Below are 17,265 nucleotides of genomic sequence, written 5' to 3'. Positions count from 1 at the left end.
AAACTTTAGCCGGATTCATCATAAGAGCTTTAAAGCCGTATCCGTTTATTCGGATGCGGCTTGACTGTTTTAGACCGAGGTGAATGATGCCAGCTTCCGCCGATACGATCTATGCGCTTTCCAGCGGTGCCCTGCCGGCGGGTGTGGCTGTTCTCAGGATCAGCGGCTCGAGGGCTTTCTATGCCTTGGGGATGTTGACGGGCCGGGAACTTCCTTCACCACGAAAAGCTACGCTCTGCTCGATTCGGAATCGAAACGATGAGATCATCGACCAGGCGCTGGTAATTGCTTTTCCAGCGCCAAATTCTTTCACGGGTGAGCATTGTGTTGAAATTCATAGCCATGGCAGTCGCGCTGTCATGGCTTCGATTTTCGCCGAGCTTGAAAATCTAGAGGGACTTCGGCCTGCCGATGCCGGTGAATTCTCTCGTAGAGCCTTCGAGAATGGGAAGATGGATCTCCTTGAGGTCGAAGGCCTCGCCGATTTGTTGCAGGCTGAAACGGAAATGCAGCGGCGGTTGGCGGTGGAACAGAGCACTGGCAAATTGTCGGCACTCTATGATGGCTGGGCTAGCCGCCTAACGCGCGCTCGCGCTCTCATCGAAGCGGAACTGGATTTTGCCGACGAGGAGGATGTTCCGGATTCCGTGGCGGCTCAGGTTTGGGAAGCCATGGCGCTTCTCAAAAAGGAAATCGGCGATCATCTCCAGGGTGGCGAAAGCGGAGAAATCATTCGCGACGGGTTCAAGGTCGCCCTCGTCGGTGAACCGAATGCAGGCAAATCCACTCTTTTGAACGCCCTTAGCGGCCGCGATGTTGCTATCGTTACCGATATTGCCGGCACCACGAGAGATGTCTTGAGCGTTGACATCAATCTGGAAGGATATCTCGTCCGGATATTCGATACGGCAGGAATACGGGAAACACAGGATGTCGTGGAGCTTGAAGGCGTGCGGCGCGCGGTTCTGACGGCGGAGACCGCAGATCTCATTCTGCTGCTGCAGGATAAGGATTCGCTTCCGAAACAATCTCTCGAACCGTTCAAAAACCGGAGCTACTTGCGAGTTAGAACGAAAACAGCGCTTCATTCCCCTATCTTGGATGATGGATTTGATTTGTCTATCTCAGCCAAGGAAGGGATAGGCTTGAACGAACTGCGTTCGATGCTGAAGCAGGAGATAGAAAAACGCGTCGGCGCCGGCCAGACTTTGGTTCCCGCGCGCGCCAGGCATAAAAAACGACTTGAAGAGACGCTGAACTATGTTAGTGATGCGCTCGATTCCGAGACCCTGGACCTTGCGATAAGGTCGGAATATTTAAGACTCGCGGCGACATCGCTCGGACGGATCACCGGCCGCGTTGATGTGGAAGATTTGCTCGGCGTGATCTTCTCGGAATTCTGCATAGGAAAATGATTCACGTGAAACATCGATGGCCGAGGCGGCGATGTCGATGCTGAGAGAACAGGGCGCAAGGATATGCACCAGTCATTCGATGTCATTGTTATAGGCGGTGGCCACGCGGGCAGCGAAGCCGCGGCCGCTGCTGCAAGGCATGGTGCAAAAACCGCCCTTATTACCCACAAGCGTGAGACGATTGGCGTCATGTCCTGCAATCCCGCCATCGGCGGTCTGGGAAAGGGACACCTCGTTCGGGAAATCGACGCGCTGGATGGTTTGATGGGTCGGGTTGCCGATGCAGCAGGCATCCAATTTCGCATGCTCAATCGCAAAAAGGGACCGGCCGTCCGCGGTCCGCGCACGCAAGCCGACCGGCGGCTCTACCGCGAAGCCATGCAGCGTGAGATCGATGCGATTGATAACCTGACCATCATTGAAGGCGATGCTTTCGATATTGAGATGGCCAATGATCGCGTCGCCGCCGTTATCATGAAGAACGGTAGCCGGATTCCTTGTGGCGCGGTCGTGCTGACGAGCGGTACCTTCCTGCGTGGTCTCATTCATATCGGTTCCGAAAAGATTCCGGCGGGACGTGTGGGAGAAATGCCGTCTGTTGGCCTCTCGGACACGCTCTCGCGGCTGGGTCTCGTTATGGGTCGCCTGAAAACCGGCACCCCTGCTCGACTGGACGGGCGCACGATTGACTGGAATGCGGTGGATCGGCAGGCCGCTGATGAGGATCCTGTCCCCTTTTCCTTCATGACGGATCGTATTCTCAATCCGCAAATAGAATGTGGTGTAACGCGCACCACTCCGGCTGGCCATAAGATCATTCAAGACAATATTCATCTGTCGGCGATGTATTCGGGACAGATCGAAGGGGTTGGTCCGCGTTATTGCCCTTCGATTGAGGATAAGATCACCCGTTTCGGTGAACGGGACGGTCATCAGATATTCCTCGAGCCGGAAGGTCTCGACGATCACACTATTTATCCAAACGGCATATCGACGTCCCTTCCCGCTTCCGTTCAGGAGCAATTTATCCGAACGATACCGGGGCTTGAACAGGTGACGATCCTTCAGCCGGGTTACGCGATCGAATATGACTATGTCGATCCGCGCGAGCTGAAGCCGTCGCTGGAATGCCGCAAGATTCCCGGATTGTTTCTGGCCGGTCAGATTAATGGCACGACGGGTTATGAAGAAGCGGGCGCTCAGGGTCTCGTTGCCGGCTTGAATGCATCGCTTTATGCGGGCAATGCGGATCCCGTCTATTTTAGCAGAACCGAGTCTTATATCGGCGTCATGATTGATGACCTGACGTCGAAAGGTGTCAGCGAGCCCTACCGCATGTTTACGTCCAGAGCGGAGTATCGTCTTTCGCTGCGCGTGGACAATGCGGATCTGCGGCTTACACCAGTCGGTCAGATGGCTGGCATTGTCGGCCGCGAGCGGCAGGAACGCTTCGTAAATTTCGTTTCTGATCTGGATCGCGGTCGAGAACTGATGAAGGCGATTTCCATCAGCCCATCCCAGGCGGCGAAGCAGGGGTTGAAACTTAATCAGGACGGTCAACGCCGATCCGTTTATGAATTGATGGCCTATCCGGATATGACTCTCGGAGTCCTTACCGAACATTGGCCGGAATTGGGGGCGCTTGACGGAAAAGTTGCCGAGGTCTTGCAGATCGAGGCGAGTTATGCGGTCTATATGCAGAGGCAAAGCGCTGATATCGTCGATATCAAGCGGGACGAAGACAGAAAAATTCCTGATGACTTTGATTTTAAGAGTCTGTCCGGGCTTTCCAATGAGCTTAAACAAAAGCTGGAAAAAGCTCGTCCTGAGAATATTGCCCAGGCCGCTCGTGTTGACGGCATGACGCCGGCTGCGATATCGCTGCTGCTCGCACTTCTGCGGAAGGATTCCGCAACGCGAAGTGAAAAATTACGCATGCACCAATAGCGAGTCGGATTATGAAGATAAACGGCCAGAGTGTTTCACGTGAAACACAGGAAAGGCTGGAACATTTTGTCGAGCTTTTTAAGAAGTGGAACAGAACCACAAATCTGGTAGCGCCTTCCACTCTCGCCGAGCTCTGGAACCGGCATGTGGCCGACAGCGCGCAAATATTCCAGCTTTCTTCTCAGCCAAAAAAGTGGATTGATCTTGGAAGCGGTGGCGGATTCCCCGGTGTCGTCACTGCGATTTTTCTGGCGGAGCTTGGCGACGGTTGGGTTGATCTGGTCGAAAGCAACAATAAAAAGGCGGCATTCTTGCGAATTGCACTGAAGGAAACCGGTGCAAGAGGTGCAGTCCACCCTGTCAGGATCGAGACAGCACCGGAAATCATCAAAAATTGCGATGCTGTTTCAGCGCGCGCACTCGCCGAACTGGATCTGCTTTTCGATTATATCCATCCCTGGGCGCAGAATAACCCGAATCTCAAGGCCTATTTTAATAAAGGCCGGGATTATGATTCTGAAGTGCAGAAAGCACATGGTCGCTGGGAGTTTGATCTGGTAAAACATCAGAGTGCCATTGAGGCAGATTCTGTTGTTCTTGAAATCAGCAACCTCGCTTTGAGGCGCTGATAAGCTGGCCAGGTGCGGCATGACTTTGGAAAAAAACCGGATTATCGCAGTTGCAAACCAGAAAGGCGGCGTTGGTAAAACAACAACCGCCATCAATCTGGCTACCGCGCTGGCGGCTATTGGTGAGCGCGTGCTGATTGTGGATCTGGACCCGCAGGGTAATGCGAGTACCGGGCTTGGAATCGACCGCAAGGAGCGCAAGCTTTCGTCATATGATCTTCTGGTAGGAGATCATGGGGTAGCGGAAGTTGCTGTTCCCACCGCCGTTCCCAATCTCGACATCGTACCTTCCACGATGGATTTGCTCGGTTTCGAGATGCAGGTCGCGAATGTTTCCAACCGCGTTTTCCTGCTGCGGGCGGCCATGGAGACAGAGGAAGCCAGAGGCTACTCCTATATTCTCGTCGACTGCCCCCCTTCTTTCAATCTTTTGACGATGAATGCCATGACGGCCGCACATTCCGTGCTCGTGCCGCTGCAATGCGAGTTCTTTGCGCTGGAGGGCCTTAGCCAGTTGCTGGATACGGTCAGTCAGATTCGTGGATCGGTGAACCCGCAGCTCGATATTCAGGGCATTGTTCTTACGATGTTCGATGCGCGCAATAATCTTGCACAGCAGGTTGTTTCGGACGTGCGCACGCATCTGGGCGAAAAGGTTTACCACACGCTCATTCCACGCAATGTGCGTGTTTCCGAAGCGCCGTCCTATGGTAAACCGGCAATTCTCTACGATCTGAAATGCGCCGGCAGCCAGGCCTATCTGCAACTGGCGTCCGAAGTGATTCAGAGAGAGCGTCTGCGTAAAGCCGCCTGACGTTTGCCGGAATTTATGGAGTAATATCTTATGAGTGATGATCTTTCCAAGCGTCGGCTGGGGCGCGGTCTTGCCGCATTGATCGGAGAAATGGACCAGCCTGTGCCGGTGGGTGAGCCGCAGCGTGCTGTCAACGCCGATCGTACCATTCCCATCGAATTCATCGCTCGCAGCCAGAGGAACCCGCGGCGTCATTTCGATGAGAATGAGCTGCAGGATCTTGCCGCCTCCATTCGTCAGCATGGAATTGTTCAGCCTGTGGTCGTAAGAACGGTCGGAATCAACCGATACGAGATTATTGCGGGCGAAAGACGCTGGCGTGCGGCGCAGCTGGCGGGCTTTACCGATGTTCCCGTCATCGTTCGCGATGTGGATGACCGCACGGCGCTGGAACTGGCGATTGTCGAAAACGTACAGCGTTCCGACCTCAATCCGCTCGAAGAAGCTATGGGGTATGAGCAGCTGATCGCCGAACACGGCTATACGCAGAATGATCTCGGTGAAATCATCGGCAAGAGCCGAAGCCACGTTGCCAACAGCCTTCGGCTTTTGAAGCTTCCCGATCCGGTGCGTGATATGCTGGCGGATGGTTCACTCTCCGCAGGTCATGCCCGCGCGCTTGTTTCCACCTCCGATCCGGCGACGCTCGCGAAAACAATCGTATCCAAGGGACTTTCGGTCCGTGATGCCGAGCGCCTGGCGCAGAATGATATCAAATCGCAGGGCGATGTTGCGGAGAAACGACCTGCTGCGGAAAAGGATTCCGATACGATTGCGCTCGAACGCAGCTTATCCGATGCTCTCGGGCTGGATGTGAAGATCAGCCACAAGGGCGGATCGGGGCAAATCCGTATCGGTTACCGCACATTGGAACAGCTTGAAGCGGTATGCCGGCTTCTGGAGCAGAAATAAGTAACTATTTGTTTAAAATAAAAATACCCGCCAAGGGCGGGTATTTTTATTTATGGCGCTCAAAAATCGATGGCCCGGCCTTTTATTTCGTAGTCGCCGAAACGCACGGGTTCCGCGCCGCCGCGGCCGCCGGTTTCCGGCGGCAGCTGGAGATCGGTCTGTTGCCTGCGCCGTTCTTCCGCTTCTTTCAACGCTCGCTGCGCCGCCGGCGAAAGTCGCTTTACACTTTCGGCTCCACTGTCTGTGGCGTTGTCATTATCTGCATTCTGCATGAAATCCTCCCTATGACGGGATATTGAAATACGTTTGCCGCTTCCCAGATTATATAATCTCAAGGGCTTTATAAACCCCGGAATATTCCCGGTAAGTGACAAGGAGAGTTTAACGGATGAACATGATGCGCACGGCAATGCTTCTGGCCTTCATGACAGCATTGTTCATGGGTGTCGGTTTTCTGATCGGCGGCAAGGGCGGCATGATGATAGCCCTGGTCATCGCGGCTGGTATGAATATTTTTTCCTACTGGAACTCTGACAAGATGGTTCTCTCCGCCTATCATGCGCGGGAGATCGACGAGGCGAATGCACCCGAATTTTTTCACATGATCCGCGACCTGTCGCAGAATGCCGGTCTGCCGATGCCGAAGGTCTATATTTACGATAGCCCGCAACCCAATGCCTTCGCGACCGGGCGGAATCCGCAGAACGCCGCTGTTGCCGCTTCGACAGGCCTGCTGGAGCGTCTGACGCCTGAGGAAGTGGCCGGTGTCATGGCGCATGAGCTTGCGCATGTGCAGAATCGGGATACGCTGACCATGACAATCACGGCCACGCTGGCGGGCGCCATCTCCATGCTCGGCAATTTTGCCTTCTTCTTCGGCGGCAACCGGGAGAACAACAATAACCCGCTCGGCTTTATCGGCGTGCTGGTCGCGATGATCGTGGCGCCGCTGGCAGCGATGCTGGTGCAGATGGCAATCAGCCGCACGCGGGAATATTCCGCCGACCGGCGCGGTGCGGAAATCTGCGGCAACCCGCTCTGGCTTGCTTCCGCCTTGCAGAAGATTTCGGGCATGGCGCAGCGCATTCACAATGACGATGCCGAGCGTAACCCGGCAACGGCGCATATGTTCATCATCAATCCGCTTTCCGGCGAGCGCATGGACAATCTCTTCTCCACCCATCCGAATACGGAAAACCGCGTGGCGGCGCTGCACGCCATGGCACAGGAGTTTTCCCCGCAAGGATCGACGCCGCCGCCATCGGGTGATAGACCTCTGCGCAAATCAGGCTCCGTTCCCAAAACAGGCTGGGGACGCGGCAATGAAAACGAGCGCAAGGGGCCGTGGTCTTGACATCCGATATTCAGAATAAGCCGGCGCGGTCCAGAAAACCGAGACCGGCAAATGGGAGGGGCCGTGAAGACGGCCCTTCGTCTTTCCAGGACAAGCCGGGTCTCGCCGCGCGCATCGCCGCCACCCGCATTCTGGCGGCCGTTCTGGAAAAGAAGACCTCGCTGGATGGGATGCTCGATAGCGAAAACGGCAATCCCGTCTATCGAGCCCTGTCACTTGCGGACCGGGCGCTGGTGAGAGCCATCGTCAACAGCGCGCTTCGCCACCTCCCGCGGATTGAAACGGCATTGTCGATGCTGCTTGATGGGCCGCTGCCGCAGGGCGCGCGATCGCTGCATCACGTTCTTGTCGTCGGTGCGGCGCAGATGCTTTACCTCGATGTTCCGGATCATTCCGCCGTCGATCTCGCGGTGGAGCAGGCTCACCGCGATCCGCGCAACCGGCGTTTCGTCAAGCTGGTGAACGCCGTTCTCCGACGGCTCGGTCGTGAAAAAGCGGATATCGAGAAGGCCGTCGCTGACATTCCGGTATTGCCCGACTGGTTCCATGCGCGGCTTGTTTCCGCCTACGGCAATGAGGTTGCGCAAAGGATTTCGGAGGCGCAGCTGACACCCTCCTCGATTGATCTGACGATCAAGGCTGATCCCGCTCTCTGGGCGGAAAAACTGGGCGGTACGCTCATGCCGAATGGCAGCGTGCGTCTGGGTGAATTCGAGGGGCAGATTCCATCGCTCGAAGGCTTCGCTGAAGGTGCGTGGTGGGTGCAGGATCTCGCCGCCAGCATGCCGGTTCGGCTTATGGGTAACATAGCGGGCAAACGTGTCGTAGATCTCTGTGCTGCTCCGGGCGGCAAGACCGCGCAGCTTGCGCTGGCGGGCGCTAATGTGACGGCGCTGGATCAGTCCGGTAACCGTCTTCGTCGTCTCAGGGAAAATCTCGACCGGCTTGGTCTCCGTGCCGAAACGGTGGAGGCCAATATGCTGAAGTATCAGCCGGAACAGCTTTTTGACGCGGTCCTCCTCGATGCCCCCTGTTCTTCCACCGGGACACTTCGCAAACATCCCGATGTCTGCTGGACCAAGGATGAGAACGATATTGCCAAACTCGCTGCCCTCCAGGGCCAGATGCTGCGGCATGCGCTGACCCTTGTTGGCCCCGGCGGCCTCGTGGTGTTTTCCAATTGCTCGCTCGATCCTTCCGAAGGAGAAGCGATGATTGCCGAGGTTCTGGTGGAAAATCCGGGTGTGGAGCGTGTTGCCGTCCGCCGCGAGGATTGGCCCGGAATGGAAGCGGCCATCAGCTTAAATGGTGATCTTCGCACGACACCGGACATGTTCGGCGGTGTCGATGGGTTTTTTAGCAGTGTCTTGCGTAAGAAGTAGAAAAAAGCCAAGCTTTCGCGAATCATTAGATATTTATCGAAAACGTTCCGGTCGTCGCGGTTCACTGATAAAAACAAAACATGTGAAACGGGAAACACAGCTTGTTAGGGTCCTTTGCAGGCAGCATGAATGCCGCCGGTCTTCTGTCGCGGATGGCGTATCGTCATCTGTGTGTCGGCCTCACCCCTTTGCGCCTGCATGTGTCGCGATTTGCCACCCGTGCGCCAGATGGTCTGGTAGCGGCGCCGACCGATCTCAGAGCCATCGATCCCTATTTCGCCGAGGAACTGTTGCGGGGCCGCATCGCGCTGGCCGGGCGTGTCGTCGAAACCGGCGGAGCTTCGCCATTTCAGGTGGAATATCCCTCGGCGGTCTTTGAAGAACGGCTGCATGCATTCAGTTGGCTGCGGCATATTCGCTCCGATAAATCGAGCGAGGCTTGCAAACGGGCGCGGCGCATCGTTGCGGAATGGATGGTGCTTCATGGCAAACGGCTTGCAGGCACTGCCTGGTCGCCGGAAATCGCCGCACAAAGGCTGATTGCCTGGCTTTCGCACTCTCCCGTGGTTTTATACGAGGCCGATGCCGGCTTTTATCGCCGGTTCCTGAAAAGCCTCGCCTTTCATGTGCGGTATCTCGAAAGAATCGTCAGACACGCGCCCGATGGCGAAGCGCGGCTGAGGATCAGGATTGCCTTGGCCATGGCTTCCATCGCCATGCCAACGCGCCTTTCGCGGATCACGCGGAATGGAATGAAGCTGGCTCAGGAAATGGAACGCCAGATTCTGCCCGACGGCGGGCATGTTTCCCGCAATCCACGCGTCATGCTGGACCTGCTGCTCGATCTCCTGCCGCTTCGGCAAAGTTATATCAATCTTGGCCATGATCTGCCTTCCGGCCTGGTGCCGGCGATAGACCGCATGTTCCCGGCGATCCGGTTCTTCCGGCATCAGGGCGGCGATCTCGCGCTGTTCAACGGCGCCACGGCGACGCTCGCCAATGAGCTTGTTTCCGTGCTGCGCTATGATGAAACGGCCGGCCGGCCCTCCAAGGTCCTGCCGGACGTGAACTACCATCGGCTTGCGACGGACGATACGGTCATCATCGTGGATACGGGCTATCCCGGCTCGGCCGAGCTTTCACGCAATGCCCATTCGGGTTGCCTGTCTTTCGAAATGTCCTGTGGCAAGAACCGCTTCATCGTTAATTCCGGCTTTCCACGCAACGCCGCGCCGGAATATCAGCGGGCCAGCCGTTCCACGGCGGCGCATTCCACCGTCACGCTTGCGGATACATCATCGTGCAGACTGTCACGCTCGCGGCTGCTTGGTCCGATCATGGTATCAGGCGTCAGCCACGTCGACAGCCGGCGTGGAACGGATGCAAACGGCAATGACATCCTGTGGGCGTCTCATGACGGCTATTTGCAGAATTTCGGCTGCCACCATGAGCGGGAAATAGAATTGAATGCGGCCGGCACCAAGATAAAGGGTCGGGATCTGCTTCGGGCCGATGCGAGTGCGGTAAAAACGCAATTTCAGTCGGTCACGGCGGTTTCACGTTTCCATATTCATCCCCACATTCAGATACACCAGCGGGATGAGGAGTCGGTCTATCTGGAGGCAGCGGATGGAACCGTCTGGCTGTTTTCCGCACCCGGGCTGGAGCTTTTCGTCACCGAGGATGTCTTCATGGCCGATGCGTCCGGTATGCGCCCGTCGCAGCAGATCGAACTCCCCTTCAATCTCGCAAATACGCGGGAAATCCGCTGGCTCATCGAACGCCAGGCCTAGACAATTTCTGGCGCGGTCGGTCAAAAACCATCATAGTTTTCACCGTTCGGCATCCCCGCTGTTTATTAATCCGGTAAGCTGTGTTAACGCGGCGGCAATTGCTGGATCAATCCCATTCCAGCCTGTCCTCCCCGTTAAACGGAGTATGCCTGATGGCCGTCGTGTCCAAGAAAATCCCCGCCCCCGATAAGGTCAAAATCCGCACGGCGCTTCTTTCCGTGTCCGACAAGACTGACATTATCGAGCTGGCGACGGTTCTATCGAAGCTTGGCGTCAAGCTTCTGTCGACCGGTGGAACGGCGAAGGCCATTGCCGAAGCAGGCCTGCCTGTGACGGATGTCTCCGACGTAACGAATTTTCCCGAGATCATGGACGGCCGCGTCAAGACGCTGCATCCGAATGTCCATGGCGGGCTTCTGGCCATCCGGGACGATGCGGAACATGTCGAGGCGATGAAGGCGCACGGTATCGAGGCGATCGATCTCTCGGTCATCAATCTCTATCCCTTCGAAGAAGTTCGCGCCAAGGGCGGTGATTATCCGACGACGGTGGAAAACATCGATATTGGCGGCCCGGCGATGATCCGCGCTTCCGCCAAGAACCACGCCTATGTCACTGTTGTTACCGATCCGTCTGACTACCCCGATCTGGTTGAAGCCCTGCAGGCCGATGACGGCCAGACGTCCTATGCGCTGCGCCAGCGTTTTGCCGCCAAGGCCTATGCCCGCACTGCCGCCTATGATGCGGTGATTTCCAACTGGTTCGCCGAGGCGCTCGCGATCGAAACACCGGATTACCGCGCTATCGGCGGCGCGCTGAAGGAAAAGATGCGATATGGCGAAAACCCGCACCAGAGCGCTGGTTTTTACCTCACCGGCGAAAAGCGTCCTGGCGTTGCAACCGCGACGCTGCTTCAGGGCAAGCAGCTTTCCTATAACAACATCAATGACACCGATGCAGCTTACGAACTCGTGGCGGAATTCCTGCCGGAAAATGCGCCGGCAGTCGCCATCATCAAGCACGCCAATCCCTGCGGTGTGGCGACGGGTCCGACACTTGCCGAAGCTTACCGGCGGGCGCTGGCATGCGATTCCGTGTCGGCCTTTGGCGGCGTCATCGCCCTGAACCGCACGCTCGATGCGGAAACGGCGGAAGAAATCGTCAAGCTCTTCACTGAAGTCATCATCGCGCCTGACGTCACCGAGGAAGCCAAGTCCATCATCGCCCGCAAGCCGAACCTGCGCCTTCTGGCCGCTGGCGGCCTGCCTGATCCGCGCGCGGCCGGTATTACCGCGAAGACCGTCTCGGGCGGCCTGCTGGTGCAGAGTCGCGACAATGGCATGGTCGAGGATCTGGACCTAAAGGTCGTCACCAAGCGTGCGCCGACACCGCAGGAACTTGAAGACATGAAGTTTGCCTTCAAGATCGCCAAGCATGTGAAGTCCAATGCCGTCATTTACGCCAAGGATGGGCAGACCGCGGGTATCGGTGCCGGCCAGATGAGCCGTGTGGATTCGGCCCGCATCGCTGCCCAGAAGGCGGAAGATGCGGCGAAGGCTCTTGGCCTTGCCGAACCGTTGACGCGCGGCTCCGCCGTCGCTTCGGAAGCATTTTATCCCTTTGCCGACGGTTTGCTCGCCGCGATTGCTGCGGGTGCTACCGCCGTCATCCAGCCGGGCGGCTCGATGCGCGATCAGGAAGTGATCGACGCCGCGAATGAGCATAATGTGGCGATGGTCTTTACCGGCATGCGCCACTTCCGCCACTAAGCGCGGAAACAACCAAGAATAACGAAGGCCCGGAAATTACTTTCCGGGCCTTTTGTTTCACGTGGGACAGTCTTGGTGCCGCAGGTTCAAGTCACGGCCCCAACCTGCCACGGCACAAATTCATTATCGCCGTAGTCGTAGATTTCGCTGACGGTCTTGTCGCCGGAGGCCACCGCCAGAATATGCTCGAAAATTCGTTTGCCGGATTCTTCGATGGTTTCAGCGCCGGTGACGATCTCGCCGCAATTGATATCCATGTCTTCCTTCATGTGTTCATACATTTCGGAATTGGTGGCGATCTTGATGCAGGGTGACGGCTTGAAGCCCGAAACCGAGCCGCGGCCGGTGGTGAAACAGATGACGTTGCAGCCGCCGGCGACCTGGCCGGTGACGGCAACGGGGTCATAGCCGGGCGTATCCATGAAGACGAAACCCTGCTCCGTCACGGTTTCGGCGAATTCATAAACCGCCTTCAGGGGCATGGAGCCGCCCTTGGCGACCGCGCCCAGCGATTTTTCCAGAATGGTGGTCAGGCCGCCAAGCTTGTTGCCGTGGGAGGGGTTGTTATTGAGTTCGTCGCCATTACGGGCGGTATAATCGCGCCACCAGTCGATACGCTGTAGCAGCTTCTCGGCGACGGCAGGGGTGACGGCGCGCTTCGTTAACAGGTGTTCGGCGCCGTAAATCTCCGGCGTCTCCGAGAGGACCGTGGTTCCACCGTTGCGGACGATGAGGTCGGAGGCATAACCCAGAGCCGGGTTGGCGGAAATGCCGGAATAACCATCCGAACCGCCGCATTCCAGCGCCACCTTCAGCTTGGAAAGCGGTTGCTCCGTGCGGCGGGCGGCATTGACCATCGGCAGCATGGCCTTGATCTCGGCAATCGCTGCATCGATCGTCTTGCGGGTGCCGCCATGCTGCTGGATCGTCATGGTGCGCAGCCGCTCACCCTCTTCCATCTTGTAATGTTCGAGAATGGGCGCGATCTGGTTGGTCTCGCAACCGAGGCCGATCAGCAGAATGCCGCCGAAATTCGGATGGCGGGCATAGCCCTGAATGGTGCGGATCAGCAGGCGGTAACCTTCCGATTTCGTATTCAGCGCACAGCCGCCGCCATGGGTCAGCGCTACGACGCCATCGACATTGTCGAAACCATCAAGGCCACCCTGCTTGTTGAAATAATCCGCGATGTAACGCGAGACCGTGGCGGAACAGTTCACCGAAGCGATGACGCCGATATAGTTTCGTGTTCCGACCCCACCGAGGCCGCGGTCATAACCCTTGAACGTTCGGCGTTCGGCTTCCGGCACCATGCCCTTTTCTTCGATATCGACGCTGAACTGATGCGCGTGTTCGGAAGGTACCATGGCGAGGTTGTGCAGGTGCACGTGCCGGCCGGGCTCGATATCCTGGGTGGCGATACCGATGACCTGTCCGTATTTCAGCACCTCATCGCCCGATTTGATGAACTTCAGGGCCACCTTGTGCCCGCGCCCGATCAGCTCGAGCGCCGCCAGATCGCCCCTGCCCGTCGCGCCGCCGGCCGGAATGGACCGACGTGCCACCGCAACATTGTCGTTGGCGTTCAGCAAAATGGTTGCCTCGGAATTCTCACTCACGGGTTTTCCTCCTCCCGGTATATTGCCTGCTATGTTTCTAGATCAGTTTTCGACCCAGCGTCTCTTCGAACCTTCCAGATGGGTATGCATGGCGGCCTGGGCCAGCAGCGGGTCTTTCAGTTCAAGCGCCGCCAGAATGGCCTCGTGTTCCTGAAGCGCATGGGTCCAGGTATCGCGGTCTTCGAATTTCACGCGAAGCTGGGCCGAAATGGGGCTGTGGCGCTCATCGAAAAGGTTCGCCACCATTCGTGCCAAAACGCTGTTACCGGATTGTTCGGCGATCGTGACGTGAAACAGCCGATCCTGATCCAGAGGCTTGCGGCCGGCCTCGATTTCCCGCTGCATGGTATTGAGTATCTGGCGGAGGGTCGCGATTGTCTCATCGGTCATCCGGCTTGCCGCCAGCACGATGGTCGCCCCCTCCAGCGCGGCGCGCGCCTGCATCAGTTCGGAGGGGCTGTCACCGAGCGATTTGGTATGGTGGGTCGTCTGCAGCGCTTCCGCCGACACATAAACCCCGGAGCCCATGCGAATTTCGACGGTGTTGTCGATTTCAAGCGCAATCAGCGCCTCGCGCAAGGAAGGCCTCGATACGCCGAGCTTCTGTGCCAGTTCCCGCTCAGCGGGAAGCCGCGTGCCGGGCAGGAATTCACCCATATCGATGAGTTCGCGTATCTGATCCGCAATCTGCTGATATAACCTGCGCGGTTCCGCTATTTTGGCCTGACCACTCATGTGTTTTTTGACGTGTCCTGTCTGCAATTCGTATTTGGCCTTACCGTAACGCCAAGCGTATCAATACGCAAGGAATTACTTAAATATATGAAATTACTTATTTATTTTCGATTGTCTTGTGATGTAATGCCGCTGTTTTCGGTATGGCTTCGCAAATTTTGGCCTAATTGGCTTGACCATTCGGAAAAACCGGCCTAACCATTTGGCCTGTTCATGACCCCGGTGGAGCGGGATACGGGTGGGAGGTTTCCAGATGTCGCAGGGCGCATCGACAATTCGGGGCGATTTTTCGCCTGAACAGATGGCGCATGGACAGCGCACGGTGCTCCTGCGCCTCGATAACATCAGCAAGGAATTTCCCGGCGTCAAAGCACTGTCGAACGTGCATTTCGATCTGCGCGCCGGCGAGGTACATGCCGTCTGCGGCGAGAATGGCGCGGGAAAATCGACGCTGATGAAGATCGTCAGCGGCGTCTATCAGCCGAGCGACGGCACCATCCTTCATAAAGGTGTGAAGGTGCAATATGCATCGCCGCTGGAATCCGAAGCCGCCGGCATCGCCATCATCCACCAGGAACTGAACCTCGTTCCGCATCTTTCCGTCGCCGAAAACATCTATCTTGCGCGCGAACCGCGTCGCGGTTTTCTCGTCGACCGCAAGAAGCTGCGTCTCGATGCCAAGCGCTGTCTCGACCGGCTGGGTGTCGATATCGACCCCGATCGGATCGTCCGCGGTCTTTCGGTTGCCCAATGTCAGATGGTGGAAATCGCCAAGGCGCTTTCTCTTGACGCTGAAGTGCTCATCATGGATGAGCCGACCTCTTCGCTGACCGAGCAGGAAACCCGGCTCCTGTTCAAGGTCATTCGCGATCTCAAGGCATCCGGTGTCGGGATCGTTTATATTTCCCACCGTCTCGATGAAATGGCCGAAATCGTCGACCGTGTGACGGTTCTGCGCGATGGACGTTATATTTCGACCGACGATTTTGCTTCGATCACCGTTGATGACATCGTCACGCGCATGGTCGGGCGTTCGCTGGAAGACAAATTCCCCGAGCGTACATCGCGCCCCACGGAAGATGTTATTTTCTCCGTCGAGGGCCTGACACGCAGCGGCGTGTTCCACGACGTCGGTTTTTCGCTGCGACGTGGCGAAATCCTTGGCTTTGCCGGGCTGATGGGTGCTGGCCGCACCGAAGTCGCCCGGGCCATCTTCGGCGCAGATCCGCTCGATGCTGGCAGGATCGTTTTCAGCGGGCGGGAGCTTTCGATCAGCTCGCCGCAGGACGCCATCGAGGAGGGCATCGCCTATCTCTCGGAAGACCGCAAAAGCGATGGCCTCGCCATCAAGATGTCGGTGGCGGCCAATACGACGCTTGCCAATCTCGGCGAGGTTTCCAACCGTTTCGGGCTGATCGATTTCAAGAAACATGACGATGTGGCAAAGCGCTACGTCGATCTCCTGAATATCCGTACTCCCTCGATCGGGCAGACGGTGCGGCTGCTTTCCGGCGGCAATCAGCAGAAAATCATCATCGGCAAATGGTTGTTCCGGCAATCTCGCGTGCTGTTTTTCGACGAGCCGACACGCGGCATCGATGTCGGCGCGAAATTCGCGATCTACAAGATCATGGACGAGCTCGCCGCGCAGGGCATCGGCGTCATTCTCATCAGTTCGGAACTGCCGGAAATTCTGGGGCTGACGGATCGTATCGCCGTTTTCCATCAGGGCCGGATTACGGGCGTACTCGAAACCGCCAAGACCAATCAGGAAGAAATCATGCGGTATGCGTCCGGTTACGGCCGGACCGCGCAGTGAGGAACGACATGGCCAATATTGCAGAAACCAAGAAGAGCTTCGCAGTCAGCGACCGCCAGAAGGACATTATCCAGAAGTTTGCCGCACTTGGCAGCCTCTTTGCGCTTGTCGCGGTCTTTTCCGCCACCAGCAGCGCCTTCTTCACCGTCAATAACGGCATGACGATTGCGTTGCAGGTCACGTCCATCGCCCTGCTCGGCATCGGGGCCACGTGTGTCATCATCACCGGCGGCATCGATCTTTCCGTCGGTTCGGTGCTTGCGCTTGCCGGCGTCGTCGCCGCCCTTGCGGTGAAGGAACTCGGCATGCCGGTGCCGGTCGGCATGTTGCTCGGCATTCTGACGGGGTCGCTCTGCGGGCTCATCAATGGTCTTCTGGTCACGCGTTTCAAGCTGCCGCCCTTCATCGCTACCCTCGGCATGATGCTGATCGCCCGCGGCGTGGCGCTGCAGATCACCGGTGCGCGCGCCGTCTCCGGCCTTGGCGAATCTTTCGGCGAACTCGGCAACGGCGCCCTCTTCCGCATCGTTAACATTGGCGATGACGGCTTTCCGAATGTGGTGTTTCCCGGCATCCCCTACCCCGTCATCCTGATGGTGGTGATTGCGCTTGCGGTTTCCTTCATGCTCAATCGCTCGATCCTCGGCCGTCACATTTACGCTGTCGGTTCCAACGCCGAAGCCGCGCGCCTTTCCGGTGTCAATGTCGCCCGCGTTACCAATTTTACCTACATCCTGTCCGGCACGCTCGCCGGGTTGACGGGCTGCGTGCTGATGTCTCGCCTCGTCACCGCCCAGCCGAACGAGGGTGTGATGTATGAGCTGGACGCCATTGCCAGCGCCGTTATTGGCGGCACATCGCTGATCGGCGGCGTGGGCACGATTTCCGGCACGGCCATCGGCGCTTTCGTCATCGGCATCCTGCGCAACGGTCTCAACATGAATGGCGTCTCCGCCTTCACACAACAGATCATCATCGGCCTCGTCATTCTGGTCACCGTCTGGATCGACCAGTTGCGCAACCGCCGCTGATCAAGGGCCTGCGGACCCTTTCCGCAAAAAAGATCGGCAAGGGGAG

The 17,265-nt window shown here is 57.3% G+C and carries 14 protein-coding genes; 11 read left to right on the top strand and 3 right to left on the bottom strand.

The window, feature by feature from the left end:
- The first annotated feature begins 83 nt into the window (after positions 1-83).
- From mnmE to ACQZ5K_RS11610, 5 genes are all read left to right on the top strand, one after another.
- Complete coding sequence (gene mnmE / locus ACQZ5K_RS11630; protein WP_448740430.1) at positions 84-1,415, top strand: tRNA uridine-5-carboxymethylaminomethyl(34) synthesis GTPase MnmE; 1,332 nt, start codon at positions 84-86, stop codon at positions 1,413-1,415.
- Positions 1,416-1,478: 63 nt separating this feature from the next.
- Entirely contained in the window at positions 1,479-3,362 is a 1,884-nt protein-coding gene (mnmG, locus tag ACQZ5K_RS11625) for a tRNA uridine-5-carboxymethylaminomethyl(34) synthesis enzyme MnmG (protein WP_448740429.1), read from the top strand.
- Between the two features lie 11 nt (positions 3,363-3,373).
- Entirely contained in the window at positions 3,374-3,991 is a 618-nt protein-coding gene (gene rsmG, locus ACQZ5K_RS11620) for a 16S rRNA (guanine(527)-N(7))-methyltransferase RsmG (RefSeq protein ID WP_448740428.1), read from the top strand.
- A 19-nt stretch (positions 3,992-4,010) separates the two neighbouring features.
- Positions 4,011-4,805, top strand: a complete 795-nt coding sequence (locus ACQZ5K_RS11615; protein WP_448740427.1) for a ParA family protein — start codon at positions 4,011-4,013, stop codon at positions 4,803-4,805.
- Positions 4,806-4,835: 30 nt separating this feature from the next.
- The gene (locus ACQZ5K_RS11610) at positions 4,836-5,717 is read left to right on the top strand and encodes a ParB/RepB/Spo0J family partition protein (RefSeq protein WP_448740426.1); all 882 of its coding nucleotides are present in this window, start codon (positions 4,836-4,838) and stop codon (positions 5,715-5,717) included.
- 59 nt (positions 5,718-5,776) lie between these two features.
- Here ACQZ5K_RS11610 and ACQZ5K_RS11605 read toward each other — a convergent pair whose 3' ends face one another.
- The gene (locus ACQZ5K_RS11605; RefSeq protein WP_448740425.1) at positions 5,777-5,989 is read right to left on the bottom strand and encodes a DUF1674 domain-containing protein; all 213 of its coding nucleotides are present in this window, start codon (positions 5,987-5,989) and stop codon (positions 5,777-5,779) included.
- 116 nt (positions 5,990-6,105) lie between these two features.
- Here ACQZ5K_RS11605 and htpX point away from each other — a divergent pair, with 116 nt between their 5' ends.
- From htpX to purH, 4 genes are all read left to right on the top strand, one after another.
- Positions 6,106-7,071 carry a zinc metalloprotease HtpX gene (gene htpX, locus ACQZ5K_RS11600; RefSeq protein WP_142779916.1) on the top strand — a complete coding sequence of 322 codons (966 nt, stop codon included), beginning with the start codon at positions 6,106-6,108 and terminating at the stop codon, positions 7,069-7,071.
- Positions 7,068-8,453 (top strand): RsmB/NOP family class I SAM-dependent RNA methyltransferase, encoded by a 1,386-nt coding sequence (locus ACQZ5K_RS11595; RefSeq protein WP_448740424.1) that lies wholly within the window; start codon positions 7,068-7,070, stop codon positions 8,451-8,453. Before htpX ends, ACQZ5K_RS11595 begins: the two co-directional genes overlap by 4 nt.
- Positions 8,454-8,578: 125 nt before the next feature.
- A complete protein-coding gene (locus tag ACQZ5K_RS11590) occupies positions 8,579-10,246 on the top strand; it encodes a heparinase II/III family protein (RefSeq protein ID WP_448740461.1) in 1,668 nt (555 codons plus the stop codon).
- Positions 10,247-10,398: 152 nt separating this feature from the next.
- Positions 10,399-12,015 (top strand): bifunctional phosphoribosylaminoimidazolecarboxamide formyltransferase/IMP cyclohydrolase, encoded by a 1,617-nt coding sequence (gene purH / locus ACQZ5K_RS11585; protein ID WP_078052276.1) that lies wholly within the window; start codon positions 10,399-10,401, stop codon positions 12,013-12,015.
- An 86-nt stretch (positions 12,016-12,101) separates the two neighbouring features.
- Here the strand turns inward: purH and ACQZ5K_RS11580 are convergent, their stop codons facing one another.
- Entirely contained in the window at positions 12,102-13,634 is a 1,533-nt protein-coding gene (locus ACQZ5K_RS11580; protein WP_003520218.1) for a UxaA family hydrolase, read from the bottom strand.
- A 42-nt stretch (positions 13,635-13,676) separates the two neighbouring features.
- On the bottom strand, positions 13,677-14,369 hold the full coding sequence (locus ACQZ5K_RS11575) for a FadR/GntR family transcriptional regulator (protein WP_020809848.1): 693 nt from the start codon (positions 14,367-14,369) through the stop codon (positions 13,677-13,679).
- Between the two features lie 253 nt (positions 14,370-14,622).
- Here ACQZ5K_RS11575 and ACQZ5K_RS11570 point away from each other — a divergent pair, with 253 nt between their 5' ends.
- Positions 14,623-16,188: a sugar ABC transporter ATP-binding protein gene (locus ACQZ5K_RS11570; RefSeq protein ID WP_448740423.1), complete on the top strand. Its 1,566-nt coding sequence runs from the start codon at positions 14,623-14,625 to the stop codon at positions 16,186-16,188.
- An 8-nt stretch (positions 16,189-16,196) separates the two neighbouring features.
- Complete coding sequence (locus tag ACQZ5K_RS11565) at positions 16,197-17,219, top strand: ABC transporter permease (RefSeq protein WP_080815444.1); 1,023 nt, start codon at positions 16,197-16,199, stop codon at positions 17,217-17,219.
- The last annotated feature ends 46 nt before the right edge of the window (positions 17,220-17,265 follow it).

It is taken from the genome of Agrobacterium sp. 22-226-1 (genome assembly GCF_053522345.1).
The sequence above is the reverse complement of the archived record's forward strand: the minus strand, read 5'-3'. Positions and strand labels throughout refer to the sequence as shown.